Source organism: Ensifer adhaerens (genome assembly GCF_001270265.1).
GTDB classification, from domain to species: domain Bacteria; phylum Pseudomonadota; class Alphaproteobacteria; order Rhizobiales; family Rhizobiaceae; genus Ensifer; species Ensifer adhaerens_B.
In genome coordinates this window covers 119180-138087 of record NZ_LGAP01000011.1, presented here as the reverse complement: position 1 = coordinate 138087, position 18908 = coordinate 119180, and the positions used below count along the sequence as shown (strand labels likewise).

General features: G+C 58.8%; 16 protein-coding genes and 3 pseudogenes. 12 read left to right on the top strand and 7 right to left on the bottom strand.

Annotated features, from left to right (window positions below; all coding sequences use genetic code 11):
- Positions 1-93 precede the first annotated feature (93 nt).
- Entirely contained in the window at positions 94-990 is an 897-nt protein-coding gene (locus AC244_RS17870; RefSeq protein ID WP_053250165.1) for a LysR substrate-binding domain-containing protein, read from the top strand.
- A 49-nt stretch (positions 991-1039) separates the two neighbouring features.
- Here AC244_RS17870 and AC244_RS37185 read toward each other — a convergent pair whose 3' ends face one another.
- The gene (locus tag AC244_RS37185) at positions 1040-1177 is read right to left on the bottom strand and encodes a hypothetical protein (protein WP_161807877.1); all 138 of its coding nucleotides are present in this window, start codon (positions 1175-1177) and stop codon (positions 1040-1042) included.
- 510 nt (positions 1178-1687) lie between these two features.
- On the opposite strand from AC244_RS37185, the gene AC244_RS17865 reads away from it, so the two are divergent.
- The 5 genes from AC244_RS17865 (at position 1688) to AC244_RS17845 (ending at position 7343) form a co-directional block, all read left to right on the top strand.
- Positions 1688-2719: a transporter substrate-binding domain-containing protein gene (locus tag AC244_RS17865; RefSeq protein WP_053250164.1), complete on the top strand. Its 1032-nt coding sequence runs from the start codon at positions 1688-1690 to the stop codon at positions 2717-2719.
- A 63-nt stretch (positions 2720-2782) separates the two neighbouring features.
- Positions 2783-3997: an ABC transporter permease subunit gene (locus AC244_RS17860; protein WP_053250163.1), complete on the top strand. Its 1215-nt coding sequence runs from the start codon at positions 2783-2785 to the stop codon at positions 3995-3997.
- Positions 3994-5118: an amino acid ABC transporter permease gene (locus tag AC244_RS17855; protein ID WP_053250162.1), complete on the top strand. Its 1125-nt coding sequence runs from the start codon at positions 3994-3996 to the stop codon at positions 5116-5118. Before AC244_RS17860 ends, AC244_RS17855 begins: the two co-directional genes overlap by 4 nt.
- 24 nt (positions 5119-5142) lie before the next feature.
- Positions 5143-5901 (top strand): amino acid ABC transporter ATP-binding protein, encoded by a 759-nt coding sequence (locus tag AC244_RS17850; protein ID WP_053250161.1) that lies wholly within the window; start codon positions 5143-5145, stop codon positions 5899-5901.
- Between the two features lie 119 nt (positions 5902-6020).
- The gene (locus AC244_RS17845; RefSeq protein WP_053250160.1) at positions 6021-7343 is read left to right on the top strand and encodes a D-serine ammonia-lyase; all 1323 of its coding nucleotides are present in this window, start codon (positions 6021-6023) and stop codon (positions 7341-7343) included.
- Between the two features lie 167 nt (positions 7344-7510).
- On the opposite strand, the gene AC244_RS17840 is transcribed toward AC244_RS17845, so the two are convergent.
- From AC244_RS17840 to AC244_RS35435, 5 genes and pseudogenes are all read right to left on the bottom strand, one after another.
- Complete coding sequence (locus tag AC244_RS17840; protein WP_053250159.1) at positions 7511-8428, bottom strand: nucleotidyl transferase AbiEii/AbiGii toxin family protein; 918 nt, start codon at positions 8426-8428, stop codon at positions 7511-7513.
- Positions 8418-9263, bottom strand: coding sequence for a type IV toxin-antitoxin system AbiEi family antitoxin domain-containing protein (locus tag AC244_RS17835; protein ID WP_053250158.1), 846 nt, complete (start codon positions 9261-9263; stop codon positions 8418-8420). Before AC244_RS17835 ends, AC244_RS17840 begins: the two co-directional genes overlap by 11 nt.
- Positions 9264-9310: 47 nt before the next feature.
- A complete protein-coding gene (locus AC244_RS17830) occupies positions 9311-9742 on the bottom strand; it encodes a hypothetical protein (RefSeq protein WP_152976001.1) in 432 nt (143 codons plus the stop codon).
- Between the two features lie 599 nt (positions 9743-10341).
- On the bottom strand, positions 10342-10647 hold the full coding sequence (locus tag AC244_RS17825; protein ID WP_053250216.1) for a hypothetical protein: 306 nt from the start codon (positions 10645-10647) through the stop codon (positions 10342-10344).
- Positions 10648-10755: 108 nt separating this feature from the next.
- A pseudogene (locus tag AC244_RS35435) lies at positions 10756-11131 on the bottom strand (type IV secretory system conjugative DNA transfer family protein); the annotation flags it as partial.
- Positions 11132-11291: 160 nt separating this feature from the next.
- Between AC244_RS35435 and AC244_RS17820 the strand changes: the two are divergent.
- From AC244_RS17820 to AC244_RS17810, 5 genes and pseudogenes are all read left to right on the top strand, one after another.
- Entirely contained in the window at positions 11292-13574 is a 2283-nt protein-coding gene (locus AC244_RS17820) for an OmpA family protein (RefSeq protein WP_053250156.1), read from the top strand.
- A 230-nt stretch (positions 13575-13804) separates the two neighbouring features.
- The gene (locus AC244_RS35430; protein WP_082366899.1) at positions 13805-14137 is read left to right on the top strand and encodes a type II toxin-antitoxin system RelB/DinJ family antitoxin; all 333 of its coding nucleotides are present in this window, start codon (positions 13805-13807) and stop codon (positions 14135-14137) included.
- Positions 14134-14259, top strand: a pseudogene (locus AC244_RS38145) (type II toxin-antitoxin system mRNA interferase toxin, RelE/StbE family); the annotation flags it as partial. The gene AC244_RS35430 and the pseudogene AC244_RS38145, both read left to right, overlap by 4 nt.
- 366 nt (positions 14260-14625) lie before the next feature.
- Entirely contained in the window at positions 14626-16389 is a 1764-nt protein-coding gene (locus AC244_RS17815; RefSeq protein ID WP_053250155.1) for an adenylate/guanylate cyclase domain-containing protein, read from the top strand.
- A 144-nt stretch (positions 16390-16533) separates the two neighbouring features.
- Positions 16534-16922: pseudogene (locus AC244_RS17810) on the top strand (CoA transferase subunit A); the annotation flags it as partial.
- Between the two features lie 45 nt (positions 16923-16967).
- Here the strand turns inward: AC244_RS17810 and AC244_RS38870 are convergent.
- Positions 16968-17183: a GNAT family N-acetyltransferase gene (locus AC244_RS38870; protein ID WP_414735933.1), complete on the bottom strand. Its 216-nt coding sequence runs from the start codon at positions 17181-17183 to the stop codon at positions 16968-16970.
- A gap of 450 nt (positions 17184-17633) precedes the next feature.
- Here AC244_RS38870 and AC244_RS17800 point away from each other — a divergent pair, with 450 nt between their 5' ends.
- The gene (locus tag AC244_RS17800) at positions 17634-18893 is read left to right on the top strand and encodes an ABC transporter substrate-binding protein (RefSeq protein ID WP_053250153.1); all 1260 of its coding nucleotides are present in this window, start codon (positions 17634-17636) and stop codon (positions 18891-18893) included.
- The last annotated feature ends 15 nt before the right edge of the window (positions 18894-18908 follow it).

Sequence of the window (18908 nt, the reverse complement as noted above, 5' to 3'; positions counted from 1 at the left end):
AAGGTAGTTGGGGGAAGGATCCAGAAAAAGTTAATAATATTTGCTTATATCGTAAGGTGTGCTAATCATTTCAAATGTCAACGGAGGACGCCGATGGACGTCGGACGCTTGCGTGCTCTTAGAGAGCTTTCGATCCGCAAGACAATGGCGGCGGTGGCGGAGGCGCTGTATGTCTCTCCGTCTGCCGTGTCCCAGCAGATTGCGCTCCTTGAAGAGGAGGTCGGTATCAAGCTGATCGAGCGCCGCGGGCGAGGGGTTGTCATGACGCTAGCGGGACAGAAGCTTGTGGAGCGCGCCGAAAATATCCTATCGGAAATCGAGTCTGCCAAAGCCGATATCTCGGAGCTGAAAAGTGTTATTTCCGGCGAACTGCGAGTGGCAGCGTTTCCTTCCGTCGCCGCAGCGCTCATTCCCAGCGTGGTGCACCAGCTCGCAGCGCTGCATCCTCATCTAATCGTCCAGTTCGACGAGATGGAGCCGGCAGAGAGCGTGGCCGCCCTGCGCAGTTGGCAGACTGACATCGCAATTATCGACGACCTGAACATGCCGACGGGGGCGCTGGACCCGAACATCGAGACAATCTACCTGTTGGAGGACGTATTCAACGTGATGGTGTCTCAGGATCACCGGCTCGCCGAAAGACCGACCGTCAAACTTGAAGAGCTACGGAACGAACGTTGGGCAATCGACACCGCTTCCGTGACCTACAACAACATGCTGGCCGACGCGTGCCAGGCGGTTGGCTTCAAGCCGAACATCGTGGCGCGCTGTAAGGGGTTCGAGGTGACGATCGCGCTCATCAGACAGAACTACGGTATCTCGATGCTGCCTGGGCTTCGCGCCAGCCACGACCTCGAGGATGTTTGGGTCTGCAAGCTCTTGCCGGAGATACGGCGTAAAATCTTTCTTGCATTTCGAAAAGCCGAAAAGCGAAGCCCTGCGGTGCAGGTGTTCATCGATCAGATCACGCGGAAACCTGGAGCAGGGTAGGCTGGTCAGTTGGTACGCCACCTAGGGTGTCATCTCGGATAGAGTACGATCATGTTCCTACCACAGGAACCAGCACGTCTTTCGTGGCGATGCTGTTGCCTGCCGCCCAGAATATCTTGTTCCCGAAGAGGCTTTCACTCGCCACCAGGATGGCCATGATCTGGATGTTGTGGACGAGAAGTACCATCCGTCTTCCGCACAGGGGCTATCGTCGAGCGGTCGTTAGTGTCGTTCTCTAAGCGTTCAAGCTGCCCAGTGTGCCAAGCCAAAATCATCGCGCTCGTTTTCCCCGAAAGTTCTGAGGGACATCATGGCATTCGATCTGCATGCCCGCTACGCCCCTGTTGGTTCCTCCGTCGTGCCGGGCCATTCTTTTCAAGGCGATCCAGGCGGATCTCACTGGTCGTTCCACACTGCTACCGAACTCAACCGGATTGCTGCGCCGCCTGTTGCTCCTAGCTGATTCAACAAATTTGCTTACGTATTAATCAAGGGGAATTAAGTAGATTTGAATGAATGCCCTCCGTATCGTTCTACTGCCGATCGATGGGGCTCACTTTATGGCGACATCGGCGAACGGCGGGAACATTCGCTTCAGAACGGCAAAAGCCGCTGTCGCCCACATAAAAACCAGTCCCGACCAGTGCCCCGTCAGTAGGCATTCAACTCGCCAGAGCGATCTGAAAGGGGAACTGAAATGACACTCATGAAAGCACTGACGGCCGGCGTGTTCGCCGGACTGTCCTTCGCAGCCGCGGATGCATCCGCATCCGTGTTGGATAATGTCAAGGAGCGCGGTGTACTGAATTGCGGTACCGATAACACAGCACCTGGCTTCGGATACTTGAACACGGCTACCGGGGCGATGGAGGGGCTCGACGTAGACTTCTGCAAGGCTGTCGCCGCCGCCGTCCTCGGCGACCCATCGAAGGTCAAGTTCGTAACCGTCACAGACAAAAGCCGCTTCGACGCCGTCCTGACCAACCAGGTCGACGTCGTCTTCGCGCACACCACGATCAAGCCGGCGCGGGAGTCCTCGATCGCCATCGACTTCCTGCCGATCAATTTCTACGACGGCACGGGCATCATGGTAAAGGCAGAGGCGGGCGTGAAGGCGTTTGCCGATCTCGATGGCGCGACGATCTGCACGACGCAGGGCTCCGCGACGGAAACCGTACTCACGGGTGCTTTCAAGGCCCGCGGCTGGAAGACGTCCAAAGTCCTCACTTATGAGAACCTAGAGAAGCTTTTCGCAGCTCTGAACTCCGGCCGCTGCAACGCCATGAGCACCGACAAATCCGCGCTTGCCGCATGGGCTGGTAATTCCCCGAAGCCGGCCGACTATCTGATCCTCCCCGATACTCTCGATAAGTCCCCGTTCGGCGGCTTCGTCGTAGCCAACGATTCCAAGTGGCGCAATGCACTTCGGTGGGTCCACTACGGCCTTTTCCAGGCCGAGGAATCCGAAATCACGCAGAAGAACATCGACGAGAAGCTCGAGAGCGAAGACCCCTTCGTTCAGAAAATCCTCGGCGTTGGCGGCGGATACGGCAAGGACTTCGGTCTTTCCGATGATTTCGTCGCGCAGGCGATCAAAGCTGTCGGCAACTTCGGCGAAATCTACGATCGCAACCTTGGTCCGAACACCAAGATGTACCTGGATCGCAAAGGCACGCCGAACGCCCTGTGGACACAGGGTGGCGCAATCTATTCCCCGCTCTGGAACTGATCCTGACCGCAGGCTGGGACGGCTTTGTCCGCTCCAGCCTGCAATGGCGTTTGGAGCCTGCACATGATTATCAATGAAACGAACGCGGCACCCGGGTCTGTCGGTTGCGACCAGGTGCGGTCAAGGCGATTTCGGAAACGTCTGCGCCATGATGCCATCCAGTTCGCCATCATAGCCTTAGTGGTGGCCCTGATTGGCCTCCTTGGTTATGCGGTGAAGGAAGGGCTTGCGCAGAAGGGCATCAAGTTCAGCTTCGCCTTTCTCTCGAACGCGGCCGGCTTTGATATCAGCGAGGGCAAGACCTTCTCGCTCAGCGACGGTATCTTCCCAGCGTTCGAGGCGTTCACTTCCGATCGGTCGAACGGCGCCGCCTTCATTGCGGGCATATTCAATACCCTCAAGGTCGCTGTTCTCGCCATAATATTGAGCACGGTTCTGGGAACGCTGCTCGGGGTAGGCCGCCTATCCACCAACTGGGTCGTGCGGAACCTCTCGTTTTGGATCGTCGAATTTGTCCGCAACACTCCGCTGCTCATCCAGTTGGTGTTCTGGTACTTCGCGGTCGTGTTACATTTTCCGCCGCTGGCCGCTGCCGCGAAGTGGTATGGCGGAGTGATCATCAGCCAGCAGGGTCTTTACTTTCCCGCTCTCTCCTGGTCCGGCGACGGGTCAGGCATCTCGATCGCACTCGTCAGCGCGACGTGGGTTGCGATCGTCGGTTTCATCGTTGATCCGGTGAAGGGAATGCGGCGTGTCTGCGTGGTTGCGATCGTGGCCTTGGTAGGGGTGTTGTTCGCCTCGGGTTTTCTCTCGATCAACTACCCCGTTGCTTCAAAATTCCAGGCAAGCGGCGGAACGAGCCTGAGCCCCGAAATGGCCGCTCTTCTCCTGGCTATTGTCGTCAACAGCGCGTCGTATATCGCGGAGATTGTCCGCGGGGCGATCGACGCTTTGCCGAAGGGCCAATGGGAAGCCGCTGGTTCGTTGGGTTTGAGCCGACGTAACACAATCAACGACATTGTGCTTCCCCAGGTTTTTCGTGTCGTCCTTCCGTCGTTCGGAAACCAGTACATCGGCCTCACCAAAAACACGGCTCTGGGCATCGCGATCGGCTATCCAGACCTTTTCAACGTTTACGGCACCGTTGCCAATCAGACAGGGCACAGCCTCGAGGGGATCGTCATCGTTATGGTGTCGTATCTGCTGCTGAGCTGGATCATCAGCGCGATCGTCTCCTGGGCCAACAGCCGCCTGAACCAAATGGGAGCGTCCCGATGATCTCTTATGCTTTCAAATGGTCCAGCCATAACCTGTTCGGCAAGCCCTTCGACGCGCTCCTTTCGATCATAGTGCTCCCGGGAACGCTCTGGCTCATCTACTCCATCCTTCACTGGGCCATATCCGTCGCACAGTGGGACATTATCCCTCTGAGCATGCGTGTTCTAATGATCGGGATATTTCCAGCGGATCAGGCTTGGCGCGCGTGGACCGCCGCCGGCATCATCGCCGCTCTTCTGGGAGCGGCCCTTGGATGCGTCTTCAGCTTCCGCATTCATCACGCCTTCTTTCTCGCCCTTCTACTCGCAGCCTTGCTGACCGTGGGTGTGGGGTTGCAGGTCTCTGCTTTGACCACCTTGGTGGCGGCGGTTTTAGCGTGCGCCTGGCTGCTGACCTCCTACGTGCCTCTAGCGAGGCATGTGTTGCTACCTGCCGCATTCACTGGGTTCATATCGGTCTTCGCAGTGATGGCACCTCCGGGTGTCGGGCTCTGGGGCGGATTGCTTCTCAGCGTCCTGCTGACACTCGTGACCGCCATACTGTCCCTCCCGATCGGTATCCTGCTCGCGTTCGGTCGTCGCAGTCGGTTTTCTAGCGTCCGCTTAATTTGCACCGGTTACATCGAGATCATGCGGTCCTTGCCGCTGATCTTGGTCGTTTACTGGATCTGGATTCTCATGCCCGTGCTTGCGACGGGATGGAGTCTCGCCGACGTTGCGCGCGGCATGATCGGTTTCACGATCTTTTACTCTGCCTACGTGGCCGAGTACGTCCGAAGCGGCCTTCAGGCAGTCCCAAGGGGCCAGACCGAAGCTGCGCGATCGCTCGGTATGAGCGAGTTCGACATCAACCGCTCCATCGTGCTCCCCCAGGCGCTGCGTGTGGTCGTGCCACCGCTCGTCGGAAACGTGCTCGATATCTTCAATGCTGCACCGCTCGTCTTCATCATCGGCCTCACCGACTTCCTGAGGGCCGGTCAGATGATCCTGGCGAACCCGCAGTACGGTGACCGAACCTACGAAGTCTATTCCTACCTGCTTCTGACCTATTTCCTCGTCGGATCGATGATCACCTACGCCGCAAGGAAGCTCGAAGCGCACATGGCCATTGGCAGTCGCTAGGCAGGCAAACACGGAGTTATCGCGATGAATACCATCGTTGAAATGAAGAGCATGAACAAGTTCTACGGCGCTCATCACGTGCTGAAGGACATCGACCTCACGGTGACCCGCGGCGAGGTCATGGTCGTCCTCGGTGCTAGCGGCTCCGGTAAATCGACGTTGATCCGATGTGTGAACGGTCTGGAGATGTACCAGAACGGAAGTCTGGTCGTGGACGGCTATAACATGCCTGTCGAAGAGGATCGTCGCCTCGGTGGCGAACGCGAGCTGGCGGATATCAGGAAGGGCGTTGGCATGGTGTTCCAGCAGTTCAACCTGTTCCCGCACAAGACCGTCGTCGAAAACATCACAATCGCGCCGATCCGCGTCCGAAAGAAATCCAAAGATGAGGCAGAGGCTGCTGCCATGAAGCTCCTCGAGCGCGTGGACTTGAAGGCGCATGCCCATAAGTATCCGGGACAGCTTTCGGGCGGCCAGCAGCAGCGCGTGGCGATCGCAAGGTCGTTGGCAATGGAGCCGCACTTGATGCTCTTCGACGAGCCGACGAGTGCGTTGGACCCGGAAATGGTTGGCGAAGTTCTCGACGTTATGCGTGAACTCGCAGCCGAAGGCATGACGATGATGATCGTCACCCACGAGATGGGATTTGCCCGCGAAGTCGGAGACAGGGTCGTCTACATCGATCAGGGCTCGATCCTTGAGATCGCCAAGCCGGACACTTTCTTCGACAATCCTCAGAACGACCGCGCGCGCTCGTTCCTCGCCCGCGTGCTGAAGCACTGACCTCTCTCCGCCAGAGCGAAAACTGCCTTCCCGCGGGTCATGGTGATGTTCCCGGCTCCGGGGGCATCTTACCCGATCATCTTAGAATTGTGTGACGTTACGAAATTCAGGAGTACGCAATGACGTATAAGCTTCCAGACACAACCCTTAGTGCGGACATTGTCGCTGGGTGGCCCACGTTGTGGCTGAATCAGGACTACCGATCCGGAGCCATCCAGAACCGTGACCTTCCGGTTAGACCGACCGACGTTCTTGAAGCCAAGCGAAATTGGGAAAGACTCGCGCCCCTCCTTGAGACTTGCTTCCAAGAACTCAAGGAGACAGGGGGGGCCATTCGGTCGAACCTTGTCGAACTCCAAGGTCTAAGAGACGCCCTTGGATACGACTCTCCCGACTACGGCCGCCTGTTCATCAAGGCGGACGGCGACCTACCCGTAGCTGGATCGATTAAGGCGAGAGGAGGGGTCTATGAAGTCTTCCTATTCGCGGAAGGCTTGGCGAAGCAGAGCTGTTTGCTCTCTGAGGGTGACGATATCCGGAAACTCGCCGGGGAGCAGGCGAGGGCGTTTTTTTCAAACTACACCATCGCCGTCGGGAGTACCGGAAACCTTGGGCTTAGCGTGGGCATCGCCGCGCGAGCACTCGGGTTCAAGGCAACGGTGCATATGTCCTCGGACGCGAAGGCGTGGAAGGTCGAGCGGCTCCTCCGACTTGGCGTCGAGGTCGTGAAGCACACAGCGGACTACACGACCGCGGTCGAGAACGCGCGCATTGGAGCTCAGAGCGATCCGACCATCTATTTCGTCGATGACGAAAAGTCGCGACATCTCTTCCTCGGGTACAGCGTCGCCGCATTCGAGTTGGCTGAGCAACTAGAGACCCTTGATGTTCGAGTTGACGAGGACCACCCATTGTTCCTCTACCTGCCCTGCGGTATCGGAGGTGCGCCAGGCGGCGTCGCCTTCGGTGCGAAGGCCGTCTTCGGTGACAATGTTCATGCCTTCTTCGTGGAGCCAGTGCAGTCGCCATGCGCGCTGGTACATATGATGTCCGGCTCGGAGGAATTGGTCTCTGTCTACGACGTGGGGCTAACGAACAAGACCGAGGCTGACGGCATGGCCGTCGCCAGGATGTCCGCCTTCGTCGCAATCGTAATGCGCGAATTGTTGGCAGGGATTTACACTGTAGCCGACGGCGATCTGCTAAAAATGCTGTTAGCAGCTTACGAGACTGACGGGTGGCGTTTTGAGCCTTCCGCCACTGCGGCGCTTCTTGGGCCCGAGTTCATCGTCCGTCACCCTCATGGTAAGGAATTCGCCGCGCAGCAGGGCATTCAGGAAAAGCTGGCGCGCGCGACGCATATTCTTTGGACGACAGGGGGCTCGTTCGTGCCCGACGAGCAGTTCCAGAGTTTTCTAACCCAGGCGAAGGCGATCTCCTAGCCCAGGCTACTGAGGACGCTGTTGACGATGACGACAATCTTGTCGCGTCTGGCGATCTCGGCGATAATAGGTGCCTCTGGCAAGGAGACCTCTCTTTTACAACGTGGTGAAGCGTAGGTCTGGATTGACCAGTCGTGGCTCTTTTCACTTCCCGCGACTGAGCAAGACTATGATAAAATTCGCTCGATCTCTCGTCGCAACTCGGCATGTTTGGCCGGGTTCTGCTCCTTCAGCTTCGCGATGTTGAGCATCTTCCAACGAACAGCTGGAAGCTCTGCTGCCTGCGGCATCCCGATTGCATCGAAATCCGGCTCGCCATCATGCAGCGACAGCAAGAAGCGCATCGCATCCTGGTTGAGCCGCGCGAGGAGGTCTTCAGTCAGCATCTGTCTCGCCGCTTTCAGCTCATCCAGGCTCACAGCCTCCGTTGTCATGCCCTCGAACTCCTTGACGAAGGCATCGTCGAGCTCTGCCAGGGAAGGTTTAACCAGTTCGTGCGGCGGACGCCCCGAACTCGCCACATAGATGAGAAATGTCCGGAACAGCCGGTCAGTCAGTCCTTCGTTCTCATAAAGCAGCTTAACGTCGAACAAATCGCGCGGGTGCTGTCGGTCAACTGCGGCATGCAGCTTTCCGCCGAACAGATCCTCGAACGCAACGACCTGCATCTCGGCGAAACCGAAGGTGTCTTCGACCGACTGGCTCACGCGTCGCACTTCTGGCGCGTGGACGGTTCCACGCGCGACCGGCGACGTCTCGATCTTGATCTCGGCGTTGCCCTGCCGAACGAGGACGCGCGTGTCGTTGTTGCCACCGCCAGCGATCCTCTGAATGACGGCGCCATGCAGATTGCGCTGCAGATCCTCGCGGATATGCTCGAGCGTCGTGTCGATACCTTTCAATGTCGTCTCGCGATCCTCGATCGGCAGATAGACAAGGTCGATGTCGACCGACAGCCGCGGCATGTCGCGATAGAAGAGGTTGATCGCGGTCCCACCCTTAAGCGCAAACGCTTCCTGCCGGGCGATGAATGGAAGGGTCCGCACCAGGAGGTCGACCTGCCGCATATATTGCTCACGCGCCATGCGGGGTCTCCTTCGGCATGAGGTCGTTTGGAATTGTGACACGGTACACAGGATGAAGCCGGCCGCCTGGGGTTAGCGCCCGGTCGCCCTTGCCGAGATCGATCGCCGACATGTCGATGTGCTTGCGCCAAGCATGATTATGCTTGTCGGCATAGATGAAGAAGAGGCGCTTGGTCTTCACGCTCCGGCACTGAACCAGCAGCGTCGTCAGCAGTTTCGGGCGCAGGTTCGCGAGGCTTTCGAACGCCATGTTGACGGTATGAAAACTCTCGCCCTTCGGGAGCTCGTCAAGCATCTCGAGGATCGCGCGTTCGGGGGACGACATCGGAATCGGCCAGCGCCACGGACTCTGTGTTAGATGTGGGTCATCGCCGTTCGAGAGGCTGAAATCGGAGTTTTCGATACCGACCGCTTCGTCGCCAAACAGGCCGGTCCTTTTGACCACCACGCGCGCGTCGGTTTGTAGCTTCGAGAGCCATACCGGAACGTCGGCGCCATAAAGATAGAGTGCGAACTCGCCTCCAAATGAAAGATAATGGGTATGGCCGCGGAGGGTGAGCGCACTCGCGCCGCCGACGTGGAATTTGTGTTGCATGAGCCAGACGGCCGAGAGGAGGGGGATCTTCCATCCGATGACGGCTTCCTGGTTCTCATCCGACGAGAACGGACGGCGGTACAGACCAGTCATCACGGGTTCCAGCCAGCCCTTTTTGACGTAACCGGAAACTGATTGCCGCGAGATGGAACGACGTGCCATCCAGTCCGAATCCACCAGGAATCCCGGCGGGACCGTTTGAAGAAGCTGCTTTAGTTTGGTCTCTGTCTGTCCACTCATATTTGACATAATAGCCTAAAGTCAAAGCGGGCGCGACCGGAACTTTATCAAGGCCGCTTTTTGTCAATGAACGATTGACACTGTAGAAGGTATTCAAAGGAGGCTTCGCGAAGTCGGCGTAAACTTTGGTTACCCGGAATGACGAACGGGACGCCCTGACCGATGAGGCGTGAGCGATCGTGCGCGCTTATCGACGGCGCGGCGAAGACCACGATCGTATCGACGGCATTGCGGACGAGGCCAATATGTTTGGAGATGTCAGATGGTGTGGCGGAGCTGTCTATTGCGGCCAGGATAACGCATCGTTGTCCAAAAATCAGTGTTTCATAGATCGAATACGCTCGCGCCAAAAATGAGGGCAGGCTTCGCGCGCCGTCAAATTCGCGGATCACAAGAGAGGCGTGCAGGGTCTGCCCGAGATAGCGCCCGAGCGTCTCAGCAAAGCGTTCTCCGTTGATGATGGGGTCTTTCTCTAACATCGAGATGCACACCAACATTGATACTGTTAGTGTGCAATATCAGTGTTAGAAGCGAGCTTCGAAGACCCTTCGGCGCCGGAACAGGCGCCGGCTTTCCGGAAGCTTACCCCTCACTGATGATGTTGGGCCAAGTACCCACGCCTGGTCGGCATGAATGCCACCTCTAGCCAAATCTGCGATCTTGGTGATAAATTCTGTTCTCGGAATAGAGCCGCTGCAAAGTTTTCCCTCGAACGCGACGCACTCGTCTTCGAACACCGTTTTGCCGTCGATCCCATCCTGTCTGCTCGTCTCGTCCGCGTCCTAACATTCAGATAAGGCCATAGGCGACTTTTGGGCTCGCAGAGATCGGATTGAGATTAGGCGTTCCACAGGCTGCAAGCGCACGTCTCGAAAGTTCTTATGGCCCCGTCGTGTACGAGGAAGTCAGCCAACCGCAGTCATGATGAATAGGATTGCGAGAGGTACTCCGAAATACCGAGCTCTCGCATGGCACTTGCGAAGATTAAAATATTTCCATCGCAAGGATGGTTGTGGAGAGCTCAACGGGATTTTGCCACTCGCTGCGTATCATCTTCGCAACAAGGCGGCGCGAGTTCTTAAATCCCTGAGCCGTCGAGCTCTTTCTCGTCGTCGCCTTCCCAGGGTGAGGGCATCGAGGTGCGATTGAGATTGGCCGAGGGCATCGGCATCCAGCACTTTAATTCCGGCTCGGCGTATTCGATGATGCGGCCGGGCGAGGAATCAGAGGCGCGCCAGCCTTCTGCACCGAACTGATCGCCATTCGACCAATACGCGAGGTCAACTTCTGCCGCCCCCTGTTCGGACGGGCGGATCGTGACGAGGATCCGACTGCCGTTTTTCGGCGCGCTTGCCATGTGGCGCCACGGGTCTGGCTCGGCCATCATTTTTCCTCCTGCCTTGCTGCAGGTTGCAAGTGTCGCCTCGCCATCGAAAACGGTCAACTCACACTTTGCACAACCCATCGTCTATCGATTGACTGTCCGATCAGCCATCAGCGCCAGGAAGCGCTCCGGCGCGAAAGTTAGATATTCGCGCAGGATCCCAAGATGTCGCCGACCAGGAGATTCCGCGACCGCGATCTTCAAGATTAGCTCGGCGATCAGCGCTTTTGCCTCTTCGTTCCAGTGTGCTTCGCCACCCGTGCCGGGTTCGTCATAGACGAGTGTGCTTGCGTCTTCGGCAAAATCGAGCCCGTCCGGATCGAGCGTATAGAGCGGGATTGTATACCGCCGATCTCTGACCGGTGACTACGAAGGGATCGAGAACATGGACCAGACCGAACCGCTCGCGCGCCCGGCCGGCGACCTCCGCATTTTCTCCTTTCGGATCGATGCAAATGACAGAGCGATCTGCGGTCAGCAGGTGGCTGCAGCGTTGGGACTAGTCTTTGACTGACACAAAAAAGTCGGGACCGCGGGTCATGGCCCCTTGGGATTGTGCGCGAGCCGGCGCGCCGCTCGACCGGCTTGGTGCGGGCGATACGCGCAAGTGGCGCGGGGATCTCCCAACAAGAGGAAGGAAGATCATGTCGATTCGATTCAAACTTTTCGCAACGGTGGCCTTGCCCGTTTTCGCCGTATCATTTGCGATTCAGCCGGCGCTGGCCGAGAGCCTGATGGCGCCGTTCCAGGTAGCGCAGGAAGGGGCCGACCAGCAGTCGCCCGAGGACCTGCTGCTGCTCAAGAAGCGCAAGAAGCAGCATGCCGCCGAGGAAGGGCAGACAGAACAGCAGCAACCGCAGGCCGAAGAGCCGCAGCGCCAGGTCGAGGAGCCGGTGCGCAAGAAGCGCAAACAGCAGGCCGAAGAGCAGCAACCCAGCTTCGAGGAAAACGCGCCGCGGCAGGCTGAAGAACTGCAAGCGCCCGTGCGCAAGAAGCGCAAGCAGCAGGCCGAAGAGCAGCAACCCAGCTTCGAGGAAAACGCGCCGCGGCAGGCTGAAGAACTGCAAGCACCCGTGCGCAAGAAGCGCAAGCAGCAGGCCGAAGAACAGCAGCCTGGTGTAGAGGAAGGGGCTCCGCAACAGGCTGAGGAGCAACAAACTCCTGTGCGCAAGAAGCGCAAGCAGCAGGCCGAAGAACAGCAGCCTGGTGTACAGGAAGGGGCTCCGCAGCAGGCTGAGGAGCAACAAATTCCTGTGCGTAAGAAGCGCAAGCAGCAAGCCGAAGAACAGCAGCCCGCCGTAGAGGAAGGCAGCCCACAGCAGGCCGAGGAACAGCAGGTGCCGGTGCGCAAGAAGCGCAAGCAGCAGGCGGAAGGACAGCAGCCCGCCGCAGAGGAAGGCACCCCACAGCAGGCCGAGGAGCAGCAGATACCCGCGCCCAAGAAACGCAAGCAGCAGGCGGAAGGACAGCGGCCCGAGAAGCAGAAGGCCCTCGAACAGCGTGCCGCACCGGAAGGCGCAGCCACAGCCGATCAACCCACCGCCGAGCAGCCGACGCCGCAGACCGGCGAGGGTGAGCAGCAGCCGGTTCCGGGGACCGAGCAACCCGCAACGGCCGAGCAGCTCCAGGGTGAAGAGCCTCAGGCCAAGCCCGCTCCGATCGTCGTCGACAAGCGCACGAAGGAAGAGAAGCGCAAGATCGCCCAGGATCCGGCGGCGACCGATGAAACCGTGGTGCTTCCGGTTGATAACGGCGCGGCTGTGCTCGACAGCGACAAGGACGCCGACAATGCCGGTGGCAACCGGGCGCGCGAGGCTCGGCGCAAGCAGCGCGAAGAGCTGCGTGTCCAGGAGCAGAACATAGCGCCGCCGACCGATGACGCCGCGGCCCAGGCGGAGATTCCGGCTGAGGTGCGGCAGGCGGTCCCGCAGAGGATCGAGGCCGCGATCAAGGAAGAAGGCCAACGCGTTGAAGCGGCGCCAGTCTTCACGGTCCCGGAGACGACGAACATCGTCAACAACACGGTCATCAACAACACGGTGATCAACAACACCGCGAACAATGATGTGACCGAGGTGCAACTGGTCGAGAGGGTCGACGATCGCGTCGTCCTCGGCGTCGGCGACCAGTTCTTCGTGCGTGGCGACGATCGGCCAAGGCTCCGCCGCGATTCGGAAGAGACCTACTACGATCAGCTGTCGCGCGGCCGCGTTCGTGAAACGATCGTCCGCCCGGGCGGCTATCGCATCGTCACGGTCTACGACCGGTACGGCAACATCCTGCAGCGGTCGCGCGTCGACAGCGACGGTAACGAATATGTGCTGATGTACGCGCCGGAATATCAGGAGGAACGGCGTCCGGCGATCGTCGACGTCGGCTACGAACTGCCGCCGATGCGCCTGACGATTCCGGTCGACGACTACATCGTCGATTACTCGGAGGAACCGGATCGGGACTACTACGAATTCCTGTCCGAGCCACCGGTCGAACGCGTCGAGCGGGTCTATACGATCGATGAGGTCCGCAATTCGGCCCGTCTCCGTGACAAGGTCCGGCGCATCGATCTCGATACGATCCACTTCTTGACGGGTAGTGCCGAAGTGTCGATGTCGCAGGCCAAGACACTGCGCAAGGTTGCGGACGCGATGCAGAAGGTTCTCGACAAGGATCCCGGTGAAACCTTCTTCATCGAGGGGCACACGGACGCTGTCGGTTCCGACCGCTCGAACCTGGTACTCTCCGATGAGCGTGCCGAGTCCGTCGCAGTCCTCCTGACCGAGGTCTATGGCATCCCGGCGGAAAACCTGGTCACCCAAGGCTATGGTGAGCGCTTCCTGAAGATCCGCACGCAGGAGCCCGAAGAGGAGAACCGCCGCGTGACCATCCGCCGCGTGACGCCGCTGGTGCGCCCGGTCGCGCAGCGGTAACGGAAATCTGACGCGCCATGCGTCTTTTCAGACGCATGGCGATGCACATCCTGAGTTGCCGCAAGTTCTCATCATCATCGAATCGGGTTCGTTTGACGTGAAGGTGCTGTCATTGATTGTAACGAGGCCCGCTCGTTCTCGGCGATGTCGGACGACCCCGACTTCGAATACCCGATCATCGATTCACGGTGGCGCTAAGGCCGGCTCTGTCGTGCAATTGCATTACATTGATGCTTTGTGAAGGAGATGCGCGATGGCATTCAAATGCACTCGTTCAGACTCGGATTGATCCCGACATTCGGGACCGCGCCACGGCCGTTCTACAGAATATGGGGCTGACGGTTTCGGATGCTGTTCGAATTCCTTTAACTCGGACGGCGAGCGAAGGCTCGCTGCCGCTGGAATTGGTTGGTAGCACTGACGCTCACGATGCCCGGTTCCGCGCCAAGGTGTTGCAGGCTCTTGAGGACACGCGACCCGATTTCGAGGATGCCAACGCTGAGGCTCGATTCCGCGAACGCCCGGCGGCGGCTGCGCGTAAAGCACGAGCGGGCGACCGATGAGGTTTGTCTGGGCGCAGTATGCACTTGACGATCGCGATGCCATCTTCAGTTACGTTGAAAGTGAGAACCCGAAGGCGGCGGTCCACGTCGACGAGCAAATCGCGCGATCCGTTCGTCGCCTCAGCCCGTGCGTTCCTTCTCGATCGCTTGGTTCGCTGCACTCGGTATCGACGTCTCGGAACTATTTGCGGTTCCGCCGGAGTCCGTCCTAGCACTCGAGCCCTCTCACGGCATATTGGCCCTGAACATTAAAGAAGCAAAGATGTACGGTAGGGGGAACAAAGGGTGAGCGCCCGATCGATCGGCGCCCACCAGCAAGGCCGTAATGGGTGGGAAGCCTGTCATGCAGGATGGCTGCGCGGACGACACGGGCCATACTCCAAAAGCGGTCTTGCATCCGATCTCGCTGGCGACAAACATCTGTGGATGTGGGAAAATGCGCCCATATTAAGCCCAACGATATCGTGCCCGCTGGAGCAGTCACTGCTGTGGATCGAAAGCTTGCAGCCATCCTTTCAGCCGATGTTGCCGGCTTCAGCCGCCTTGCAGCGCTGGACGAGGAGGGTACGGTTCGCGCACTCGATCTATGCCGCGGTCGGATTGCCGAATTGGTTAGCGAGCATGGTGGCCGTATCTTCGGTAGCGCAGGCGACGGCCTTGTCGCCGAGTTCCCAAGCGCTGTTCAGGCCGTCCGGTGCTCAGTAGAAATCCAGCGCCGTCTTTTCAGCCTCTCATTAGACTTCCCACCCGATCGCCGTTTGGAATTCCGCATTGGCGTCAATCTGGGTGACGTCGTTGTGTCTGGAGACGATCTGCTCGGCGACGGCGTCAATATCGCGGCACGCGTGCAGGAGATCGCCGCTCCGTCAGGCATCTGCATTTCCGCGTCGGTGCGCGAACATCTCGACGGCAAGGTGCCGTTCGCGCTAACCAGCCTCGGCGAGCGGAGCTTGAAGAACATCCCCCGGCCGATTTTCGTCTTTCGGGTCGATTGGCAGCAAGAGACACCTGTCGAAGGCGGCATCGCGTCCGCGTCATCACTTGCGGCCCGCCGCGGCAAGGACCAGCCGTCGATCGTCGTCATGCCCTTCGACAACCTCAGCGGTCAGGGCGACGAATACTTCGTGGACGGCGTTGTAGAGGAGATCACCGCCGCGCTCTCGCGCGTTCGGAATTTCTTTGTAATCGCGCGACAGTCCGCATTCACCTACAAGGGACGCTTCGTCGACGTGCGTGAAGTCGGCAGGGAACTCGGCGTCAATTATGTGGTCGAAGGCACCGTTCGCCGGGGCGGCGACCGACTGCGCATTTCCGTGCAACTGGTCGATGCGGAGACGAGGACCCAGTTCTGGTCCGATCGTTACGAGGGCGCAATCGAAGATATTTTCGAGTTCCAGGATCGAATCGCGGCGCAGGTGGCAGGCGCCATTCATCCGGCCATTCGCGATGCCGAAATCGAGCTGGCCAAACGCAAGCCGCCGGCCAGTCTGCGGGCCTATGATCTCGTTATGCGCGCCTACCCGAACCTTTGGGGCCGCCGCAAGGATACCAACAACCAGGCGATCGAACTGCTTCGGCACGCGATCGCCGTCGATCCTGGCTATGGCCGCGCGCATGCACTTTTGGCGTGGTGCCACGCCTCAAACGCCTCCTACCTATGGACCGAACAACCGGAACGTGAGCTGGAAAAGGCGCGCGCAGCGGTTGAAGCTGCGGGGTCGATCGGCGATGATCCAACCGCGCTGACTGCCGCCGGCGCGGCAATGAGCATCTGCGGCGACCAGGAGCGCGCCACCACCTTTATCGAAAAGGCGCTTTCGCTCGACCCAAACAATGCCTGGGCATGGGCGCGCCTGGGCTGGCTCGCGATCTACAAGGACGAAGCCACTCGCGCAACGGAACTCTTCCAGCGTGGGATGACCCTGAGCCCAAGAGATCCGCTCGCGTTCAACATGAGATTGGGTATGGCCTTTTCCTTGGCCATGGAAGGTTCTCTTTCAGAAGCCATCGCGATAGCCCAGGAGGTCGTCAACACCTATCCTGACGTGACCTGGTGCTATCGCCACCTCGCCGCCTGGTCGGCGATGAGCGGAGACTTGGAGACCGCCCGATGGGCCGCACAGAAGCTGTTGGCGGCCGAGCCAAGCTTTACCATCGAGTGGTATCGAGCGCTGCCCTGGTTTCAAAACATACCGCAGTGGGAAGATCAAATGGCCGAGGGTTTGCGGCAAGCAGGATTGCCTGAACGCTGATTGCCGTTCAAGGACATACGCGGCTTGAGAAAGCGCGAAGCTCTCTGCCCTGCATGACGGCCTGCCCAATAGGGCGGTTCTTGGATTGGACCGAAGAGGGCTATCCGGTTGCGATCGAGGTCGAACGGGTTGCTCTTTGACGGTATGACCATCGCCTCCGGCGGTTTTGGGCTGTGCGCCATTCCAGAACTGCTGATCGCCGCCATCCGGAACGCCGGCACCCGACTTCCGACAATCGCGTCAAACAATGCAGGCCTGGACAGGTTCGGTCTCGGGCAACTGCTGGAATCGCGGCAGATCAAGAAAATGATCTCTTCCTATGTGGGTCAGAACGCTGGGTTCATGCGGCAGTTCCTTTCGGGTGAGCTTGAAGTCGAATTCAATCCGCAGGCCACGCTCGCCGAGCGATTGCGCGCGGGAGGCGCAGGCATCGCCGGCTTCTACACCCGGGCGTCGGCACCCTCGTTGCCCAAGGCAAAGATACTCGCGAATCCGACGGCAAGACGTACCTCATCGAGGAGGGAGTCGATGCCGGTGAGCCTTTTGTCTGAGACCGTCGGCAACTTGCCGCCCCGAACTCATCCATCGAACATCACGCTGTATTCTGGATGTTTTGCCGCGAAAACTGCCATGAATGGGCATTTGGCAATAATGCGAGCTTGCCTTTGGCGGAGCGTCTCGAAGACCCCACGGGCCAGCCGTGTGCCGCTACCCTGTCCGGAAAGCGCCTGCGGAACCTCCGTATGGGTCAGGACGATCCTGCCGTCCTCATAGCGATAATAGGCAACAGCTATCTCGTCGCCGATGCCAAGCTCGAAGCGTCATGCCGCGGCATTTTCCCGAAGCTGATCGTGCATTTCCTATCTCCAATCGCACCGAGGATGATCCGGATCTCGGCCGGTACAGTCCCTGCATTCCTATCAATTGAGATCACATTCCGACCTGGGCTGTAAGACGGTGTTCGGGAATTGAGAATTGCGATGTTGCCCTGCCAATTCCGAACCTCCTTGATCACGCAAGATGTAACCGTAGCGAATGCTAATACAACCTCTCTAAATAATGCTGCTGATGTGGTAAAATCGGCTTTGGGAGCAGCGCCGGCTCGAGGAGATGCCGGACAACGTTTCAACTTGTCGCATGTCGGTTCGCATGGGCGTCGAGATCGCATCTCCGCCGTGCCGGATAGGGTAGGCCCCCTACGAAAAAGAGGCCCTTGGATAACAACTCGGAATGGGAGGTGTACGATGGTTCACAAACTGTTTCTCGTCTTGGCTGCCGCGGCGTCCGCGCTTGCGATCAACGGGGTCGCATGGGCTGATTTCACAGTCCTCGTGCCATCGAGCAGCGAGGGTGACGGTCTTAGGGCTGCTGCCGACGACTACTCGAAGATGAAGGGCACGAAGGTGGAGATCGTGCAGGCGCCTTATGCCAATGTGTTCGAACAGGGCGCCAATGCAGGCGCGACCAAGTCTGGCGTCTTCGACATCATCCTGATGGACGACCCATGGATTCCGTTTTTCGCCGAGAACGGGCATCTCGAGGACCTGACGGCCTTCTACAAGGGTGCCGGAATGGAAGGCCCGGACAACGACTTCCTGTCGAAGTCGCTCGCGATCTGTCGCAATCCCTACAACACGGGACCTTATGTGTGCCTGCCCTATGTGGGAAACGCCCAAATGTTCTTCTATGACGCCGCCAAGTACAAGGAAGCTGGCGTCGACGCTCCCAAGACCTGGGATGACGTATTGAAGGCGAGCCAGACCCTGACCAAGGACGGCGGAGGTCGCTATTTCGGTTATGTCTTCCGGGGCGGCCAGGGTAACCCGGTCGTGGCCGACTTCATGCCGATCTTCTGGTCCTACGGCGCCAATATGTTCAACGAGGATCGCACGAAGGTGACGATCGATACGCCGGAAGGCGCGGCCGCGATGAAGACGTTCATGGCGCTCCGCGACGTTTCTCCAAAGGGGATCGAGAGCTACAATGCCAACGAGGTTGGCACAGCGCTCGCCGCCGGTGCGGCCGCCTCATCGATCAACTGGCCGAATTGGGTTGCGACCTTTGAAGATCCGAGCCAGTCGAAGATGGTCGGCAAGATCTCCTACAGCCCCATTCCTGCTGGAACGAAACCGGGCAGTTCGGAAATTGGCCACTGGACCATGGGCATCATGTCGGCTTCGAAGAACAAGCAGGAAGCCTTCGACTTCATGGTCTGGGCGACCTCGGCTGAGCAAATCAAGATTTCCGCCACGCGCGGCAATCCGCCTGTCCGAGCCTCGGTCTTCACCGATCCGGAACTGACCTCGCAGGAACAGTTCCGACACTATCCGGTGTTGATGGAGGCGATCCAGGCCTCGACGCCTCGTCCACGTCATCCGAAGTGGCCGGAGATCGAGAATGCCTTTGGTATAGAGCTTTCCAAGGCCGTAGCGGGTACGATTACAGCGGAAGAGGCTCTTAAGAGCGCCCAAGCGGCAGTCGAACAGATTACGGGCCTTAAGTAGGCAGTGATCGATGCG

Excerpts from the sequence above, each read along its gene's own strand:
- AC244_RS17860 (WP_053250163.1), top strand. The coding sequence starts at position 2,783 with ATGATTATCAATGAAACGAACGCGGCACCCGGGTCTGTCGGTTGCGAC.
- AC244_RS17845 (WP_053250160.1), top strand. The coding sequence starts at position 6,021 with ATGACGTATAAGCTTCCAGACACAACCCTTAGTGCGGACATTGTCGCT.
- AC244_RS17865 (WP_053250164.1), top strand. The coding sequence starts at position 1,688 with ATGACACTCATGAAAGCACTGACGGCCGGCGTGTTCGCCGGACTGTCC.
- AC244_RS37185 (WP_161807877.1), bottom strand. The coding sequence starts at position 1,177 with ATGGTACTTCTCGTCCACAACATCCAGATCATGGCCATCCTGGTGGCG.
- AC244_RS17870 (WP_053250165.1), top strand. The coding sequence starts at position 94 with ATGGACGTCGGACGCTTGCGTGCTCTTAGAGAGCTTTCGATCCGCAAG.
- AC244_RS17835 (WP_053250158.1), bottom strand. The coding sequence starts at position 9,263 with ATGAGTGGACAGACAGAGACCAAACTAAAGCAGCTTCTTCAAACGGTC.
- AC244_RS17850 (WP_053250161.1), top strand. The coding sequence starts at position 5,143 with ATGAATACCATCGTTGAAATGAAGAGCATGAACAAGTTCTACGGCGCT.
- AC244_RS17820 (WP_053250156.1), top strand. The coding sequence starts at position 11,292 with ATGTCGATTCGATTCAAACTTTTCGCAACGGTGGCCTTGCCCGTTTTC.
- AC244_RS17800 (WP_053250153.1), top strand. The coding sequence starts at position 17,634 with ATGGTTCACAAACTGTTTCTCGTCTTGGCTGCCGCGGCGTCCGCGCTT.
- AC244_RS17855 (WP_053250162.1), top strand. The coding sequence starts at position 3,994 with ATGATCTCTTATGCTTTCAAATGGTCCAGCCATAACCTGTTCGGCAAG.
- AC244_RS17830 (WP_152976001.1), bottom strand. The coding sequence starts at position 9,742 with ATGTTAGAGAAAGACCCCATCATCAACGGAGAACGCTTTGCTGAGACG.
- AC244_RS35430 (WP_082366899.1), top strand. The coding sequence starts at position 13,805 with ATGCTTTGTGAAGGAGATGCGCGATGGCATTCAAATGCACTCGTTCAG.
- AC244_RS17840 (WP_053250159.1), bottom strand. The coding sequence starts at position 8,428 with ATGGCGCGTGAGCAATATATGCGGCAGGTCGACCTCCTGGTGCGGACC.
- AC244_RS17825 (WP_053250216.1), bottom strand. The coding sequence starts at position 10,647 with ATGGCCGAGCCAGACCCGTGGCGCCACATGGCAAGCGCGCCGAAAAAC.